The following is a 14,069-nucleotide window of genomic DNA, read 5'->3' on the forward strand; positions in this document are numbered from 1 at the left end:
ATTGCATACTATGGAAACAAAAAAAGTGGCTATTGTAGGATACAACAGAATCCCATTTGCCAGAATGAATACCGCCTATTCGGAAAAAGGTAATCAGGAGCTTTTACTGGCTGCTCTGAATGGTTTGATAGACCGTTATCACTTACAGGGTAAATTACTTGGAGAAGTAGCTGGTGGTGCAGTTATCAAACATATCTCTGAAAGCAATCTCATCAGAGAAACGGTAATGAATACATCATTGAACCCTGCCACTCCTGCCTGCGATCTTCAACAGGCTTGTGATACAGGAATTGAAGCGGCTATCTATATCGGAAATAAGATTGCTCTTGGACAAATAGAAAGTGGTATTGCCTGTGGTGTAGAAGCCATGAGTAATATTCCTTTTGAATCTTCTCCCCGATTAAGAAAAGCTCTTTTAAAAGCAAATAAAGAAAAATCTGCATTTGGAAAAATAAAACAGTTATTAAGTCCAAGGCTAAAAGACTGGATGCCCATCCCTTACAAGGGCCAGGAACCGAAGACAGGTTTGGTGATGGGAGAACATACTGAGATAACAGCAAAATATTATAAAATTCCAAGAGAAGATCAGGATGAATTGGCTTTGAAAAGTCATCAGCATATGGTCAAAGCTTATGATGGGGGATTCTTTGATGATATGATTACCCCTGCCTATGGCTTGGAGAAAGATAATAATCTACGTCGTGATACCAGCCTTGAAAAACTATCCCAATTAAAACCAGCTTTTGATAAGCAAAACGGAACTTTAACAGCAGGAAATTCTACTCCTTTTACAGATGGAGCTTCTTCTGTTTTATTAGCTAGTGAAGAATGGGCTAAAGCTAATAATCTTCCTATTTTAGCTTATATAACATTTTCAGAGCTTGCTGGGATAGAATATGTTGAAAACAAACAAAACTTGTTACTGGCACCTGTTTTCGCAGCAGAAAAAATGCTAAAAAAAGCAGGAATGAATTTAGAAGACTTCGACTATTACGAAATTCATGAAGCCTTTGCTGCTCAAGTGCTGGCCACCCTCAAAATTTGGGAAAATGATGATCTGGCTCAACAGTTCGGATTAGAAAAAGCCCTTGGAAAGATAGACAGAAGTAAACTCAATGCAAAAGGTGGAAGTCTTGCAGCCGCTCATCCTTTTGCAGCAACAGGCGGAAGAATAATAGCCACCTTAGCCAAACTCCTGAATGAAAAAGGAAGCGGAAAAGGCTTTATTTCCATTTGTGCTGCCCGCGGACAAGGGGTAACAATGATCTTAGAAAAGTAGTTTCCAGCTATTTTTATTAAAAAAACATTCATTATGCTATAAATAATACACCTGTTTATTCGTCTGCAGCGAAAGAAAAATGATAATATTGCAAACGGAAAACAGAATGATAAAGAAAAGCAGTGAAATGAAGCATGGGTAAAAACACTTTACCTCATGAAAATCTAATCAGTTTTAAATAATCAACCAATATGAAAAGAGTTGTCATTACAGGATTGGGCGCAGTGACACCCTTGGGAAATAATGTCGAAGATTTTTGGCAGAACAGTATTAACGGAGCTAGCGGAGCAGGGTTAATCACTCATTTCGATTCAGAAAAATTTAAAGTACACTTTGCTTGTGAGGTAAAAGGTTTTGATCCAAAACTACATCTTACTCACAACGAAATCAAAAGAAGTGATCTTTTTACACAATATGCAATGTATGCTTCAGCAGAGGCAATACAGGATTCCGGCTTAGACCTTGAAAATATGGATCCTTTCGATTCAGGAGTAATCTGGGGAACAGGACAGGGCGGAATGTGGACTTTTGAAAAGGAAGTAATGGATTTTGCACAGGGTGATGGAACTCCTCGTTTTAATCCGTTCTTTGTCCCTAAATTTATTGCCAATATGGCTTCAGGGATGATTTCCATGAAATACGGGCTTCAGGGGATCAATTATACAACCGTTTCTGCCTGTGCAACAGGAAATACAGCATTGATGGATGCTTTCAATTACATCCGTCTCGGGAAAGCTAAAGTAATCATCAGCGGAGGTTCTGAAGCTGCTATTACTCCCGCTTCAATAGGAGGGTTCTCTATTATGAAGGCCATGTCTACAAGAAACGATGACTTTGCTACAGCCAGCCGTCCTTATGATGCAGAAAGAGATGGCTTTGTAATGGGTGAAGGCGCAGGAGCATTGGTTCTTGAAGAATACGAACATGCAGTGGCCAGAGGAGCAAAAATCTATGCAGAATTAGCAGGTGCAGCCATGACGGCAGATGCATATCACATGACAGCACCTCATCCTGAAGGGGTTGGAGCCATCAAAGCAATGCACTTAGCTGTAAAAGAAGCAGGTGCTAACATAGAAGACATTGATTATATTAATCCACATGCTACTTCTACTCCTTTGGGAGATCTGATCGAATTAAAAGCAATTAATAATGCTTTCAAAGGAAGTAAAAATCTTGACATCAGTGCAACGAAATCAATGACCGGACATTTATTAGGTGCTGCCGGAGCTGTTGAAGCCATTCTTTCTATTAAAGCTATTCAAAATGGTATTATTCCGCCAACCATCAACCTTCACAGCATTGATGAGAGCATTCCGAAAGACATTAATATTGTATTCGGAGAGGCTAAGGAAAAAGAGATCAATTTTGCATTGAGTAATGCTTTTGGTTTTGGAGGACACAATGCTACTTTAGTTTTTAAGAAGTTTTCTTAATTTTTAAAATAACATTCTGAGAGATTTTTCAATCGGAAATTGAACAATGCATTCTTATTGAGTCCGAAGGACAAAATACAAGAAAATATTTATAATCCCTGTGTTTTTAAAGCACAGGGATTTTTGTGTATAATTTTTTTGTAAGTTAGTTCCGTACAAATTATTTTATGAAGAAATTTCACTACGTATTCCTAATTCTCATTTCAAATTTTATTTATTCTCAAAATAATTTTGAAATTGATTTCAGTTCAGATTCATATATTAATGACAGTCTCATGTTCGGAGCTCCAATGATAAGAAAAGGATTTGGAGATCTTTATACCTTTAAAATACAAACGAACCAAAATATTTCTGATTTTGGGAAAAAGTTCAAGACAGATCATTCAATTTATTATTTTAAAATTCAAAAGAAAAATATTGTCAATGGTTTTATAGAATATCCTCAGCCTGTAGCCTTTAGTTATATAGGAAAAAAAGGTGAGGGAGTTTATAATACCAAAATATTTTTCTTAGAAAAAGGAATATATAAAATTGATTTACCTCAAAACATTAATAATCTGGAGCTAAATATAGATTCTCCCACCAATAAAGAATATAAAGATTTACAAAAAACATTGGAACAGTTTTATATCAAATCCAAAGGTTCCCATCAACGCGACAGTTTGATAAACATGGACAAAAAACAGGAGTTTTTAGGGGAATATATAAGGAAAAATCCCAATTCGTATGTTGCATTATGGGAAATTGTGAATGATTATACTCTTGAAAATTACCACCCTGCTTACTTGAAAAACCTGAATTTATTTTCAGCAAAATTTAAACAAAATAAATTATACAAAGGTGTTGAAGCTCGTTTAAAAGCAGAACAGTCCACCTCCATTGGACAAAAAATACCTGATATTTATTTTGACCAGGAAAATAAGTTGACTTCTGAAGACTTTAAGAAATATAAATTAACGTTTATTGACTATTGGTCAACTACTTGCGCCCCGTGCATAAAAAGTATGCCCGAAGTTGTGAAACTCTATCATGAATATAAAGACCAAAATGTAAATTTCATTACGATTACTGACGAGCAAAAACTCAATAGAATGGAGGTTGCAAAGAATATTCTAAAGAAAAACAATGCCAGTTGGGTTAATTTCTTTGATACAAACAAAGACTTCCAAAAGAAGGTAAACGCTACAAGCTATCCTCTTCATTTTATCATTGACGAAAACGGAAAAATAATTGCCCGAATCAGCAACAGCATTGAGGAAGCCAGAACCGTTATCAAAGAATATTTAAAATAATTTCTTTAAAATAAAAAAGCAGCCAAATGGCTGCTTCATAACATAACGAATCTATATACTCTAAAGAGTTGTATTAAAAGTTACTGACCATCACGTACAAAAAAGTCATCAGCATTTTCCGAAATGGGGATGTACAATCTTTCCCATTCTTTACTTTTCACCATATCCCAGCTATGTCCCGTTCCTTTTAGATCTTCAGCAAGAAGTACTACCCCAGGTTTAATCATAAAAGTAGAGCCATCTGTTACTTTAAACCTGATATTTCCTTTGATGGTAATAACATATTGCCTTCTTGGAGCAGGATGGGCATTTTTTTCCCATTCTTCAGTCTTGTTACTCATCCAGAAAGTAGTTGTATTCATGTGTTTCAGCGTCGGAATCTTTCCTTTTTCGAAAGAACATGAGCCATCCGGATTATTAATTAATCTTATGGCAGGAATAAATTCTGTAGATGCTTCCGTGGTTACGCTCACATTTTTATGATTTTTATGTTGTCCATTCATAAATCCTACGGTGCTTAATGCTAAAACAAGGCTAAGCCCTTTACCTATTTTTTTCATTATAAATTTAAATTTTATTTTTTAATTATATACAGTATCGTGAACTAACATTCTCTCAAAGAATGGTTTATATTTTTGCACCAATGCAAGATGCTCAGGAAGCTGGCCATAAGCTTCCAGTTCTTCCAGACTATCAAATTCCATAGATGCATTGTAGGTAAATGTATTATCTAAAACATTTCTAGGACTTGAGGCTGCCGGTTTTCCATAGCGGAGGTTTTTCTGATAAGGAAGTTTTTTAAGGCCTTCAAAAAAATTTTCAAACTCTTTGATCTCTGGATCTGAAAGATCTTTTCTTAGCCAGAATAATAAATAATGGAAGTACATTTTTTTCTTTTTTATAGGGTTAAACATGGGTAAAGCAGATGCCAGCATATTTCCGGAAATTAGTAACAGAGCCGAAGCCTGTACAGAGCGGAATAAAAATTTTCTTCTTTCCATAGTCACATATTTTAATTAAAATCAATTCTGTATTTAAGGACAAACTGCCATTTTCTATCCGAAACAACCGCATTATTTGAAGGATCATTAGTGTAGACCGGTCTATTCTGAGCGTCAAAGGTTAATCTCGAAGACATTCCATTCATCAGCAATGATATTCCTGCATCATAGACTACAGCATTATCATGAAGTCCTTTTAAATCTGACAATTGTACTCCAACAGCAGGTTGAAGCTGAAGATTTTTCTTTTCTTTATTTAAATAAGGAAGTGTTCCTCCTAATTGTACATAATACGTATTCCCTGTTCCAATAACCGGCATTGCATTTCCAGCACCGTTTAGACTGGCTTGTGTAACATCTACTGAAGTAGCTGGATTGTTTGTTCCTACATAACGGATATAATTAGGCCCATAATCATTATGCATTGCCATTCCGTAAGCACTTACTGAAGTTCCTTTTTCTTTATTTAAAGGAGCATCATAAAATAAGTCTACCGCAAAGCTCTTCATATCATCATTGACTGTATTTTTAGCAGCATCCTGATGCCATAAGGCATTGTGAATGTAATCAAAACCTGCTCCTAAGCTTAACACATTCTTTTTCCCCACATAGGTACCTGAATTAAAGGGTGTTGAAATATTTTCTTTATCTAAAAAAGCATATCTGAAATACCCTGAGAAATCTTTTCCTGGAGAATTCTTACTAAAGGTGGCCACATTAAATTTAGGATCTGAAGTTGCCATAGTATAAGGATCAGCAACAACCAATCGATAATCAAATTTTCCCAGCTGACCTTTCACATATGCACTCAGCTCACGTACCGTATAATCAGTAGCTCCTGCATTAGCTGTTGCATAAGCCGGCAAATCATACAGCAGCGTATTCAAAGGGCCTGTTGTAAATCTTGAAAGACCTCTCCAGGTAGAACGCCCAGCCCCGAAAGCAATTTTATCACTGAAAGAATACTCTGCATAAGCATCCAATAAATCAAAATAATTACTTCCTTTTGCGTTGACATTGACATTGGTAGTTCCTCCTTGTAGAACAAACATTAATTTTTCAGTAGGCTTGTACGTCATTTTTACCCGAACTCTACGAAGAGAAAGGTCAGAAACATCCGTTTTTGCTTCGTTATTGATAAGGCTTCCGGGGTTAAGCTGAGCATATCTTGCCCATAATTCGGCATAACCACTCAGGGAAATATACCGGGAATGTTCATCATTAAAATAATGAGTCAATCCCGGGTTATTAAAGTCATTTTTTTTCTGAGCTTCTAATTTTCCCGTAATTCCCAACAGGACAAATAAAGCGATTCCGGTTCTGAAAGATCTTGTCTTCATATTTTTCTGTTCTAATCTTTTTTGTTGATTTCAACGGGACAAAATTAGATCGGGAAGGCCTGCTCCGTTATTAGAAATCTATTAGAAACCTTTTAGAAAACTATTAAAAGAATTAATCTGCTACCATAAAAAGAAAATAAGAAATACCTTTGCAAAGGGCTTTAGGAAAGCTGGAAATCAATATTTTAAAAACAAAATACTGAACTGAAAATCAGCCTTCAACACCTTTAATATTTCCTTATGAGAATTTTAATAATAGAAGATAATTCACGGGTTTCAAGTCTGTTAAAGCGAGGGTTAGAAAGCCAGGGCTATCAGGTATATATTTCTGAAGATGCAGAAGATGCTATTACGCTGCTTGGTAAATTAACTTTTGATTTGGCTATTACAGATATTATGCTTCCCAAAATGAACGGCATAGACTTGTGTAAATTCATTAAACAGAAATATACTGATCTCCCAATTATCATGCTTACAGCATTGGGAACCATTGATGAGAAGGTAGAAGGATTTGATGCCGGTGCCGATGATTATATGGTAAAACCATTTGAAATAAGAGAGCTTTTTGTAAGAATAAAGGCTATTCTCCAAAGAAGTTCAAATAAAGCCAAAGAAACTTACCTTACTGATCTGGAATATCATGATCTTAAGATTAATCGAAAAATAAACCGTGTCTTCAGAAATAATGAAGAAATAGAACTTACTCCAAAAGAATTCAAACTCCTGGTTTTTCTTGTAAGTAATGCGGAACGAATTCTTACCCGTGAAGAAATTGCGGATAATGTCTGGGGAAATCATTTTGATACAGGAACCAACTATATTGATGTATACATTGCCTATTTACGTAAAAAAATAGATAAGAATTTTGATACTAAACTCATTCACACCAAACCGGGCGTAGGATTTATTTTCGCTTCACAATTATGAAAATAGCAACCAGAACAGCATTAATTTACGCCATTCTTACGGCAGGCATTCTCTTTATGTTTGCTTATGTGCTCTATGTGGTCTCTGAAAAAAACAGAGAAGATGAGTTTAATGATCGTTTAGGATATAAAGTCATCTGGCGCTCCGAATTTATTTTTGATGTCCGAATCAGTGATGAAAAGATCCGTGAACTGCATCAAAGAAACCAGAGATTGTTGAATGAGGCCGATATCAGCGTTTACAACAGCAAAAAAGACCTGACATTTACTGATATTCCGCCATTAAAAAGCAATGAAAAATATCTCGATAAAATCATTAAATCCAACAAAAACAGACTATTCTGGCAACAGGATGATCGCCAGTATATCGCCATTAAATTCAAATCGGCAGGAGAAGATTATTATATCATCGGAAGTGCAGTAGATGTAACCGGGAATGCCCATATCGCCGAGTTTAAGAAAGATATTATTATCATTTATATCAGTTCGGTTATTGTTATTTTCATTATCGGGTTTCTTTTTTCCTATTATACTTTGAAGCCTCTGAAAGATATCATTCTTCAAATCCGGGATATTTCAGAACATAATCTCAACCAGCGTCTGGATGTTCCGAAAGCCAAAGATGAAATTTACGAGCTTACCGAAACTTTTAACTCTACTTTTAACAGGCTGGAAAAATCATTTAACAATCATAAACAATTTGTGACGACCATTTCTCATGAATTCCGTACACCACTTTCTACCCTGATTGCAGAACTCGAACTTGCAAAAGAACTGAATGTAACATTGGATGATTATAAACTTTCTATTGACAATGCTCTTCAGGACGCTAATGATGCTTCAGAGCTTTCATCAGCGCTTTTAGATTTCGCAAGAGCCAGTTATGATGTTTCACAGATCAGCTTTACCAATATTCGTTTAGATGAAATTTTAGCAGAGGCAAAGCTGGCACTGATCAAAAAAAACATCCACTATAAAATCGGAATCAACTATATAAGTAATGATGAAGAGGAAAGCAATTATGATGGGTATGGCAACCCTTATTTACTGCAAGTAGCCTTTTCAAATCTTATGGAAAATGCTTGTAAATATTCCAATGATAAAAGCTGTAGGGTAGAAATTGAAGCCCATACCTCATCGATAAAAATCCGTTTTGTAGATCAAGGTGTAGGAATGTCTGAACAGGATCTCTCAAAAATATTTGAACTGTTTTACAGAGGGTCCAATAAAAATTTTGAAAAAGGAAACGGGATTGGGTTGTCTATCGTAAAAAGAATTGTAGAAATTCATGAAGGAAACCTTTATGTAGATTCTGAGGTTTCTAAAGGAAGTACATTTACCATAGAATTTTCTTCTAAAATTAAAAAAGCAGTCTGATCAGACTGCTTTTTCTTATGCTTTTAACCATTCCGAAGAGGAAAGATAATTCTGATCAGGATAGTAGATGAATAATAGATTTCTTCCTTTTATCGTATTGATCATTGATTGTGAGAGTTCTCTGGGAACAGCAGGACATCCCCAGCTTCTTCCGATTCTTTTATGTACTGCTGCAAATGCATCACTTACATAATCTGCACCATGCATTACAATTGCTCTTCTGTACGCAGCATCATTGAATCCTTTATCCATTCCTAATAATCTCAATGAATATCCATTATCTCCCTGATACGTTGCATCTGTGATATAAAATCCCATGCTACTCTGTCGCGAACTTTCCGTGTTAGAAAAATTCGTGGCAAATTCTTCGCCTGTATTTTTACCATGGGCAACCAATGAGTTGAATACTACTTTTTTGTCATTAAGATCAATGACCCAAAGTCTTTTGGTATTAGAAGACATAGAAAAATCGCAGATAGTCAATAAATGCGACTCATCAGTAAGCAATCCTGCTTTCTTTAGGTTTTCAAATCCTGTTAATGCTTTAGAAAAAACTTCATAGTTCAGTTCATGCTCAGGGTCAAATTCAATGGATTGGTAGAGTGCTTCTGAAGAAGATACTGCTGTAGTAGTATTTTTCTCAGATTTCGTGTCAGTTACTCTTTCTGTCTTTGTTATGTTGACGTTTTCATTCTTCACCACCGCTTTCGGAGAGATGTAGAATGAAGTCGTCACCATGTAAACAAGGCCTATTACGCCATAAAATCCTTTCATTCAATAATATATTAGTACCAAATTAGTGGGGCAAAATTATAAAAACATCGCTATCAGCCACTTATAAGTCTAAAAAGTTTAACTGAATTTAAGAAACTTTAACGGTGAGCTCCGCCATCTATCTGATTATAAATCTCTTCTATCCTTTTCCAATAACTCCTATTTATCTTGCTATAAATAGGGTAAAGACATTGAATGGCAAAAATATCCAGCTTACTTCTTGTTTCAATCCATTTCATAATATTTTTAACCAATATTTGTTCACTGAATCCTCCCCATTCTCCTGCCGGACTCAATAGGTTTGAGAAAAGTACAGGAAAAACCTCATACTGGTCAATCTTTTTGGTCTCTTTTAAAGTAAATGGGCTTTCAAAGAGAGTCTTTATCAAGTATTTAAAATCTGATTCCTGCAGCTCAGTATCAAGATATAGTTCCGACAAAGCGACCCAGACCTGCTTCCGTTTTTCTAGGCTATCTTTTTCCATAACGACAAAATAAAGTGATTTTATTTTTGCGAATCCGGGACGAATTCCAGACTTACGGAATTCATGCAATATCTCAATCCTGTAGGCTTTGGCCCGTCATCAAACACATGTCCCAAATGAGAATCACATCTCTTACAAAGCACTTCTACCCTATCCATTCCATACGCCTGATCTCTTTTGTAGTATACGCCTTCTTTATCTGCTTCAAAGAAACTTGGCCATCCACAGCTGCTCGAAAATTTTGAAGTGGATCGGAATAAATGATTCCCACAAACCGCACAATAATAATCTCCTAACTCATCAAAGTCATTATATTTTCCGGTAAAAGCTCTTTCTGTAGCTGCTTCTCTTGCGATTGCGTAAAGATCAGGAGCCAGAATTTTCTTCCATTCGTCATTGGAGACATTCAGTTTTGCAGTATCGGTTCTTGAGTAATATGGATTGTTTTTTGCTTCTTTATTTTCCATAGAAGTAATTTTAATAGGTTGTTGTTTCTGCGTACATCCCTGCAGGACAATTAATATGATGACTGAAATTAAAAATCTCATCATAAATTTTAACTTTTAAAGTTTAATAAACCTTTATACTAAAAAGCTTTATTAAGATTAAATGGTTTCATAACCAAATTTAGTAAATTTGAGAATATGAATGACGAAGCAAAAAGAAAACAGCTTAGAAAATATAAGGCATTTGCTACAGGGCTATTTGTTCTGATGGCCCTTATTTTCATTGTGACAACCATCATGCAGAAGTCCAATTCTTCTCATTGGATTGGCTATGTACGTGCTTTTGCAGAGGCTGCTATGGTAGGTGCATTGGCCGACTGGTTTGCAGTGACCGCTTTGTTCCGGCATCCGCTGGGGCTTCCGATTCCGCATACCAATCTGATTGAAAACAGCAAGCAGAGATTAGGAGATAATCTGGGAAGTTTTGTTGTCAGTAATTTTCTTTCGCCCCAAAATATCCGGCCTTACATTCAAAAAATAAAAGTTTCAGGCTTTGCCGGAGAGTGGCTTGCCAAGGAAAAAAATCAAGATATTCTGATCCGCAACCTGTCGGATATAGTTCTTGATATTCTCAATAAGCTTGATGATTCTACCGTGAGTCTGTTCATCAGTAAAAAGGTCTCAGAAATGACAGATGATATCAAACTTAACAAAGTGGTAGGAAATGGTATTCATTATATCCTGGAAAAGAATGACCATCAGAGAATTATTACCAATCTTTCCAAACAGATCAAGGAATACATTATTCAAAATGATGAAATGATTAAAGACCGGGTAAAGAAAGGAAGTTACACTTTCATCCCCTCTTTTGTTGATAATAAAATTGCAGATAAGATTGCAGATGGGCTGTCTGATTTCTTCAAAGAAATAGAAGAAGATCCGGAACATGAAGTAAGAACTTTAATTACTCAAAAAATTCATGAATTTTCCGTTGATCTTAAAGAAGATCCTAAATGGGAGGAGGAATTTAAAACTATTAAAGATGGATTACTTAAAAATGATAAGCTTGATGAGTATTCCAATGATATTTGGGTCTCTATCAAAAAAACACTGATAAAAGAACTGCAGGAAGACCATTCTGCCTTGAAAAATTATCTTTCCAAAAACCTGAACGAATTTTCACAAAATTTAAAAGCCGATGAAAATCTTCAAAATAAAATCGATCATTGGGTTCGGGTAACGGCCTATAAATATATTTTGAAAAACACGCATCAATTCGGAAACCTCATCAGTACTACTGTGGGTAACTGGAAGGGTAAGGAATTGAGCGAAAAAATGGAACTGGAAGTAGGAAAAGATCTTCAGTTCATCCGTGTTAATGGAACCTTGGTAGGAGGCCTGGTAGGGCTTATCATTTATACCATTGCCCATTTCTTTATTTAAAAACGGTAATATAACCATGAAAAAACTTCTTATTGTTCTCTTACTTTCCTTTTTCCTTCCGGGTAAAAGCCAAAAAGTAGAATTAAAAACCGTCACAGATTCTTCTCAAATCTTTAAGGGAGAAATTGCAGGTGCTCCCGTTACACTGGAGCTTCATTATGACGGCATTCCGGATTGCAATTTATACCAGCATTTTGTGGAGGGTTGGTATTACTACGATAAATACCAGAAGAAAATTCCTCTAACAGGACTTTATGATTATGGTAAGCTGTCATTGTATAATTTTGGTCCTAAGCACAAACAGATTTCCAACCAGTTTAAAGAAAAAATCAACTCGCCACAGGACATTGAAAAAACAGCTGAAATTGTCAAAAATTTTACTCCCAAAGAAACGATCTTATTTGGGCAGGATCAAACTCAGAAAAATCCTATTTCAGGAAGCTTTTATCTGGAGAATAAAGATAAAGTTCAGTCTGCTAAATTATTCACCGGCAATGATATGATCTATCGTTACAATAATTATCTAATCTTACCTAACCATAAAAGAATCAATACATTTGATATCATCAATCAATATGGAGGGAATGAACTGATTTCCTCCATTTCCGGAGAAAAAGGGAACCGGGTTTTATTGTATTTCGAACATTCATCTAACCTTAATGCTTGTGGAAGATGCGGAGCCAGCGAGGGTGAAAAAGGTTATCGGCTTCTTTATTTTACCAAAGACTGGAATTATAAAAGATATGAAGAATTCCTTACTGAAAGCTGTCTGGAAAATATCTATGACACCACCAAAACAAAATCAAAGGATGGCAAAACGATAATGTATAAAATCGGCAAATCGAATTCTTCTCCAGCTTATACACTAACTGTTGATATTAAAAATGCTGCTGTAACAAAGTCAAAATAAAAAGGATTCTATCTAACATCATATTTTTTCTTGCCACGAATGCACGAATTTTTTATTTATGCATTCAGGAAATAAAGGGTTTTTATGTGAATTTATAGCAGATAGCATTAATGAAAATTCGTGCATCCGTGGCTAAAACAAAAAAAAGAGACCATCGGTCTCTTTATATTTATCTTGGCAATCTGCTTGCTCTTTTTAAAATTTCTTTGTTAATTTCATTAATCAACTCTGGTCCTTCATAAATAAATCCGGTATATAACTGAACCAGACTTGCCCCGGCATCTAATTTCTCAATAGCATCTTTTGCGGAGTGAATTCCTCCTACTCCGATGATTGGAAATGCTCTGTTGCTTTTATCGGAAAGGTATTTAATCATTTTTGTACTTCTCTCACGAATTGGTTTTCCGCTTAACCCTCCGTTTCCGATCTGATCTAAAACTTCAGGAGAGGTCTTCAATCCTTCTCTATTCACCGAGGTATTGGAAACGATTACACCATCTATTTTTGTTTCTGCAATAAGATCTATAATTTCATCCAATTGGACATCATTAAGATCCGGAGCAATTTTAAGTAATATAGGTTTCTGTACAGATTTTGACTGATTGATTTTCTTTACCTCCGTAATCAGTTCACGAAGATATTCCACATCTTCCAGCTTCGCATGACTTCCAACATTCGGACAGCTTACATTGAGTACAAAATAATCTACATGCGGATGAAGGCCTTCAAAACAATCCAGGTAATCCTGTGTATAGTTTTCAGGTTTTGTATCTGTATTTTTTCCGATGTTTCCACCGATGATTATTTTTCCTTTATTGGATTTCAGTTTTTCAATCGCAGCCTGTAACCCATCGTTGTTGAATCCCATTCTATTGATAATTCCTCCATCTTCAATCAAACGGAATAATCTTTTCTTAGGATTTCCTGCCTGAGCTCTTGGGGTAACCGTTCCAATTTCTACAAACCCGAAACCTAAGTCTCCCAATTCATTAAATAAAACAGCATTTTTATCAAAACCGGCAGCCAGCCCTACAGGATTTTTAAATTTCAATCCGAAAACTTCTCTTTCCAGACGTTTATCTTCAATAGGTTTGGGGAAAAATAATTTAGTAAGAAATCCAAAATTCTTAAGCATCGAAAAAGTAAAGTGATGCACTTCTTCGGGATCAAATTTGAAAAGAATCGGACGAATGAGCGATTTGTACATTGAAAAAAAGTTTTACAAAATTACTCATTTTAAAATTAATGGTTGATTACCCTATGATATTTTATCAAAAAAGGTATTATGAACGCTATCTATAGAACCTAAACATCCGCTTAATCAACAATATCAGTGAGATATTTTTTTACTCTATTCGACTAT

The 14,069-nt window shown here is 35.5% G+C and carries 14 protein-coding genes; 7 read left to right on the forward strand and 7 right to left on the reverse strand.

Features of this window, described 5'->3' with window-relative positions; genetic code table 11:
- Positions 1-10 precede the first annotated feature (10 nt).
- From NBX25_RS00400 to NBX25_RS00410, 3 genes are all read left to right on the forward strand, one after another.
- Positions 11-1,279: an acetyl-CoA C-acetyltransferase gene (locus NBX25_RS00400; RefSeq protein ID WP_250252255.1), complete on the forward strand. Its 1,269-nt coding sequence runs from the start codon at positions 11-13 to the stop codon at positions 1,277-1,279.
- Between the two features lie 191 nt (positions 1,280-1,470).
- Positions 1,471-2,712, forward strand: coding sequence for a beta-ketoacyl-ACP synthase II (gene fabF, locus NBX25_RS00405; RefSeq protein WP_123909344.1), 1,242 nt, complete (start codon positions 1,471-1,473; stop codon positions 2,710-2,712).
- Positions 2,713-2,879: 167 nt separating this feature from the next.
- Positions 2,880-4,004, forward strand: a complete 1,125-nt coding sequence (locus NBX25_RS00410; protein WP_250252257.1) for a TlpA family protein disulfide reductase — start codon at positions 2,880-2,882, stop codon at positions 4,002-4,004.
- 80 nt (positions 4,005-4,084) lie between these two features.
- Here the strand turns inward: NBX25_RS00410 and NBX25_RS00415 are convergent, their stop codons facing one another.
- Genes NBX25_RS00415 through NBX25_RS00425 form a run of 3 tightly spaced genes read right to left on the reverse strand, consistent with a single transcriptional unit; the run spans position 4,085 to position 6,345 of the window.
- Positions 4,085-4,564: a cupin domain-containing protein gene (locus NBX25_RS00415; protein ID WP_228412900.1), complete on the reverse strand. Its 480-nt coding sequence runs from the start codon at positions 4,562-4,564 to the stop codon at positions 4,085-4,087.
- Between the two features lie 21 nt (positions 4,565-4,585).
- Positions 4,586-5,005: a Dabb family protein gene (locus tag NBX25_RS00420; RefSeq protein WP_123858624.1), complete on the reverse strand. Its 420-nt coding sequence runs from the start codon at positions 5,003-5,005 to the stop codon at positions 4,586-4,588.
- 11 nt (positions 5,006-5,016) lie between these two features.
- Positions 5,017-6,345 (reverse strand): hypothetical protein, encoded by a 1,329-nt coding sequence (locus tag NBX25_RS00425; protein ID WP_250252260.1) that lies wholly within the window; start codon positions 6,343-6,345, stop codon positions 5,017-5,019.
- Between the two features lie 240 nt (positions 6,346-6,585).
- Here NBX25_RS00425 and NBX25_RS00430 point away from each other — a divergent pair, with 240 nt between their 5' ends.
- Entirely contained in the window at positions 6,586-7,272 is a 687-nt protein-coding gene (locus NBX25_RS00430) for a response regulator transcription factor (RefSeq protein ID WP_250252262.1), read from the forward strand.
- A complete protein-coding gene (locus NBX25_RS00435) occupies positions 7,269-8,648 on the forward strand; it encodes a HAMP domain-containing sensor histidine kinase (RefSeq protein WP_250252264.1) in 1,380 nt (459 codons plus the stop codon). The genes NBX25_RS00430 and NBX25_RS00435 overlap by 4 nt, the downstream gene beginning before the upstream one ends.
- A gap of 15 nt (positions 8,649-8,663) precedes the next feature.
- Here NBX25_RS00435 and NBX25_RS00440 read toward each other — a convergent pair whose 3' ends face one another.
- The 3 genes from NBX25_RS00440 to msrB all read right to left on the reverse strand — a co-directional run bounded on the left by NBX25_RS00440 (position 8,664) and on the right by msrB (position 10,374).
- Positions 8,664-9,422: a murein L,D-transpeptidase catalytic domain family protein gene (locus NBX25_RS00440; RefSeq protein ID WP_250252265.1), complete on the reverse strand. Its 759-nt coding sequence runs from the start codon at positions 9,420-9,422 to the stop codon at positions 8,664-8,666.
- Positions 9,423-9,520: 98 nt separating this feature from the next.
- Entirely contained in the window at positions 9,521-9,907 is a 387-nt protein-coding gene (locus NBX25_RS00445; RefSeq protein WP_123909350.1) for a DUF7079 family protein, read from the reverse strand.
- Between the two features lie 20 nt (positions 9,908-9,927).
- Positions 9,928-10,374 (reverse strand): peptide-methionine (R)-S-oxide reductase MsrB, encoded by a 447-nt coding sequence (msrB, locus tag NBX25_RS00450; protein WP_502799721.1) that lies wholly within the window; start codon positions 10,372-10,374, stop codon positions 9,928-9,930.
- A 177-nt stretch (positions 10,375-10,551) separates the two neighbouring features.
- Here msrB and NBX25_RS00455 point away from each other — a divergent pair, with 177 nt between their 5' ends.
- Both NBX25_RS00455 and NBX25_RS00460 read left to right on the forward strand, forming a co-directional pair.
- Complete coding sequence (locus tag NBX25_RS00455; RefSeq protein WP_250252267.1) at positions 10,552-11,796, forward strand: DUF445 domain-containing protein; 1,245 nt, start codon at positions 10,552-10,554, stop codon at positions 11,794-11,796.
- Positions 11,797-11,812: 16 nt separating this feature from the next.
- A complete protein-coding gene (locus tag NBX25_RS00460) occupies positions 11,813-12,706 on the forward strand; it encodes a hypothetical protein (RefSeq protein ID WP_250252269.1) in 894 nt (297 codons plus the stop codon).
- A gap of 169 nt (positions 12,707-12,875) precedes the next feature.
- Here the strand turns inward: NBX25_RS00460 and NBX25_RS00465 are convergent, their stop codons facing one another.
- A complete protein-coding gene (locus NBX25_RS00465; protein ID WP_250252272.1) occupies positions 12,876-13,913 on the reverse strand; it encodes a quinone-dependent dihydroorotate dehydrogenase in 1,038 nt (345 codons plus the stop codon).
- Between the last annotated feature and the right edge of the window lie 156 nt (positions 13,914-14,069).

The sequence above is a fragment of the Chryseobacterium sp. Marseille-Q3244 genome (assembly GCF_940807095.1).
In the GTDB taxonomy this organism is placed as follows: Bacteria; Bacteroidota; Bacteroidia; order Flavobacteriales; family Weeksellaceae; genus Chryseobacterium.

Bases quoted from the DNA above. Each gene is read 5' to 3' on its own strand.
- NBX25_RS00400 (WP_250252255.1), top strand. From the start codon at position 11: ATGGAAACAAAAAAAGTGGCTATTGTAGGATACAACAGAATCCCATTT.
- fabF (WP_123909344.1), top strand. From the start codon at position 1,471: ATGAAAAGAGTTGTCATTACAGGATTGGGCGCAGTGACACCCTTGGGA.
- NBX25_RS00410 (WP_250252257.1), top strand. From the start codon at position 2,880: ATGAAGAAATTTCACTACGTATTCCTAATTCTCATTTCAAATTTTATT.
- NBX25_RS00415 (WP_228412900.1), bottom strand. From the start codon at position 4,564: ATGAAAAAAATAGGTAAAGGGCTTAGCCTTGTTTTAGCATTAAGCACC.
- NBX25_RS00420 (WP_123858624.1), bottom strand. From the start codon at position 5,005: ATGGAAAGAAGAAAATTTTTATTCCGCTCTGTACAGGCTTCGGCTCTG.
- NBX25_RS00425 (WP_250252260.1), bottom strand. From the start codon at position 6,345: ATGAAGACAAGATCTTTCAGAACCGGAATCGCTTTATTTGTCCTGTTG.
- NBX25_RS00430 (WP_250252262.1), top strand. From the start codon at position 6,586: ATGAGAATTTTAATAATAGAAGATAATTCACGGGTTTCAAGTCTGTTA.
- NBX25_RS00435 (WP_250252264.1), top strand. From the start codon at position 7,269: ATGAAAATAGCAACCAGAACAGCATTAATTTACGCCATTCTTACGGCA.
- NBX25_RS00440 (WP_250252265.1), bottom strand. From the start codon at position 9,422: ATGAAAGGATTTTATGGCGTAATAGGCCTTGTTTACATGGTGACGACT.
- NBX25_RS00445 (WP_123909350.1), bottom strand. From the start codon at position 9,907: ATGGAAAAAGATAGCCTAGAAAAACGGAAGCAGGTCTGGGTCGCTTTG.
- msrB (WP_502799721.1), bottom strand. From the start codon at position 10,374: ATGGAAAATAAAGAAGCAAAAAACAATCCATATTACTCAAGAACCGAT.
- NBX25_RS00455 (WP_250252267.1), top strand. From the start codon at position 10,552: ATGAATGACGAAGCAAAAAGAAAACAGCTTAGAAAATATAAGGCATTT.
- NBX25_RS00460 (WP_250252269.1), top strand. From the start codon at position 11,813: ATGAAAAAACTTCTTATTGTTCTCTTACTTTCCTTTTTCCTTCCGGGT.
- NBX25_RS00465 (WP_250252272.1), bottom strand. From the start codon at position 13,913: ATGTACAAATCGCTCATTCGTCCGATTCTTTTCAAATTTGATCCCGAA.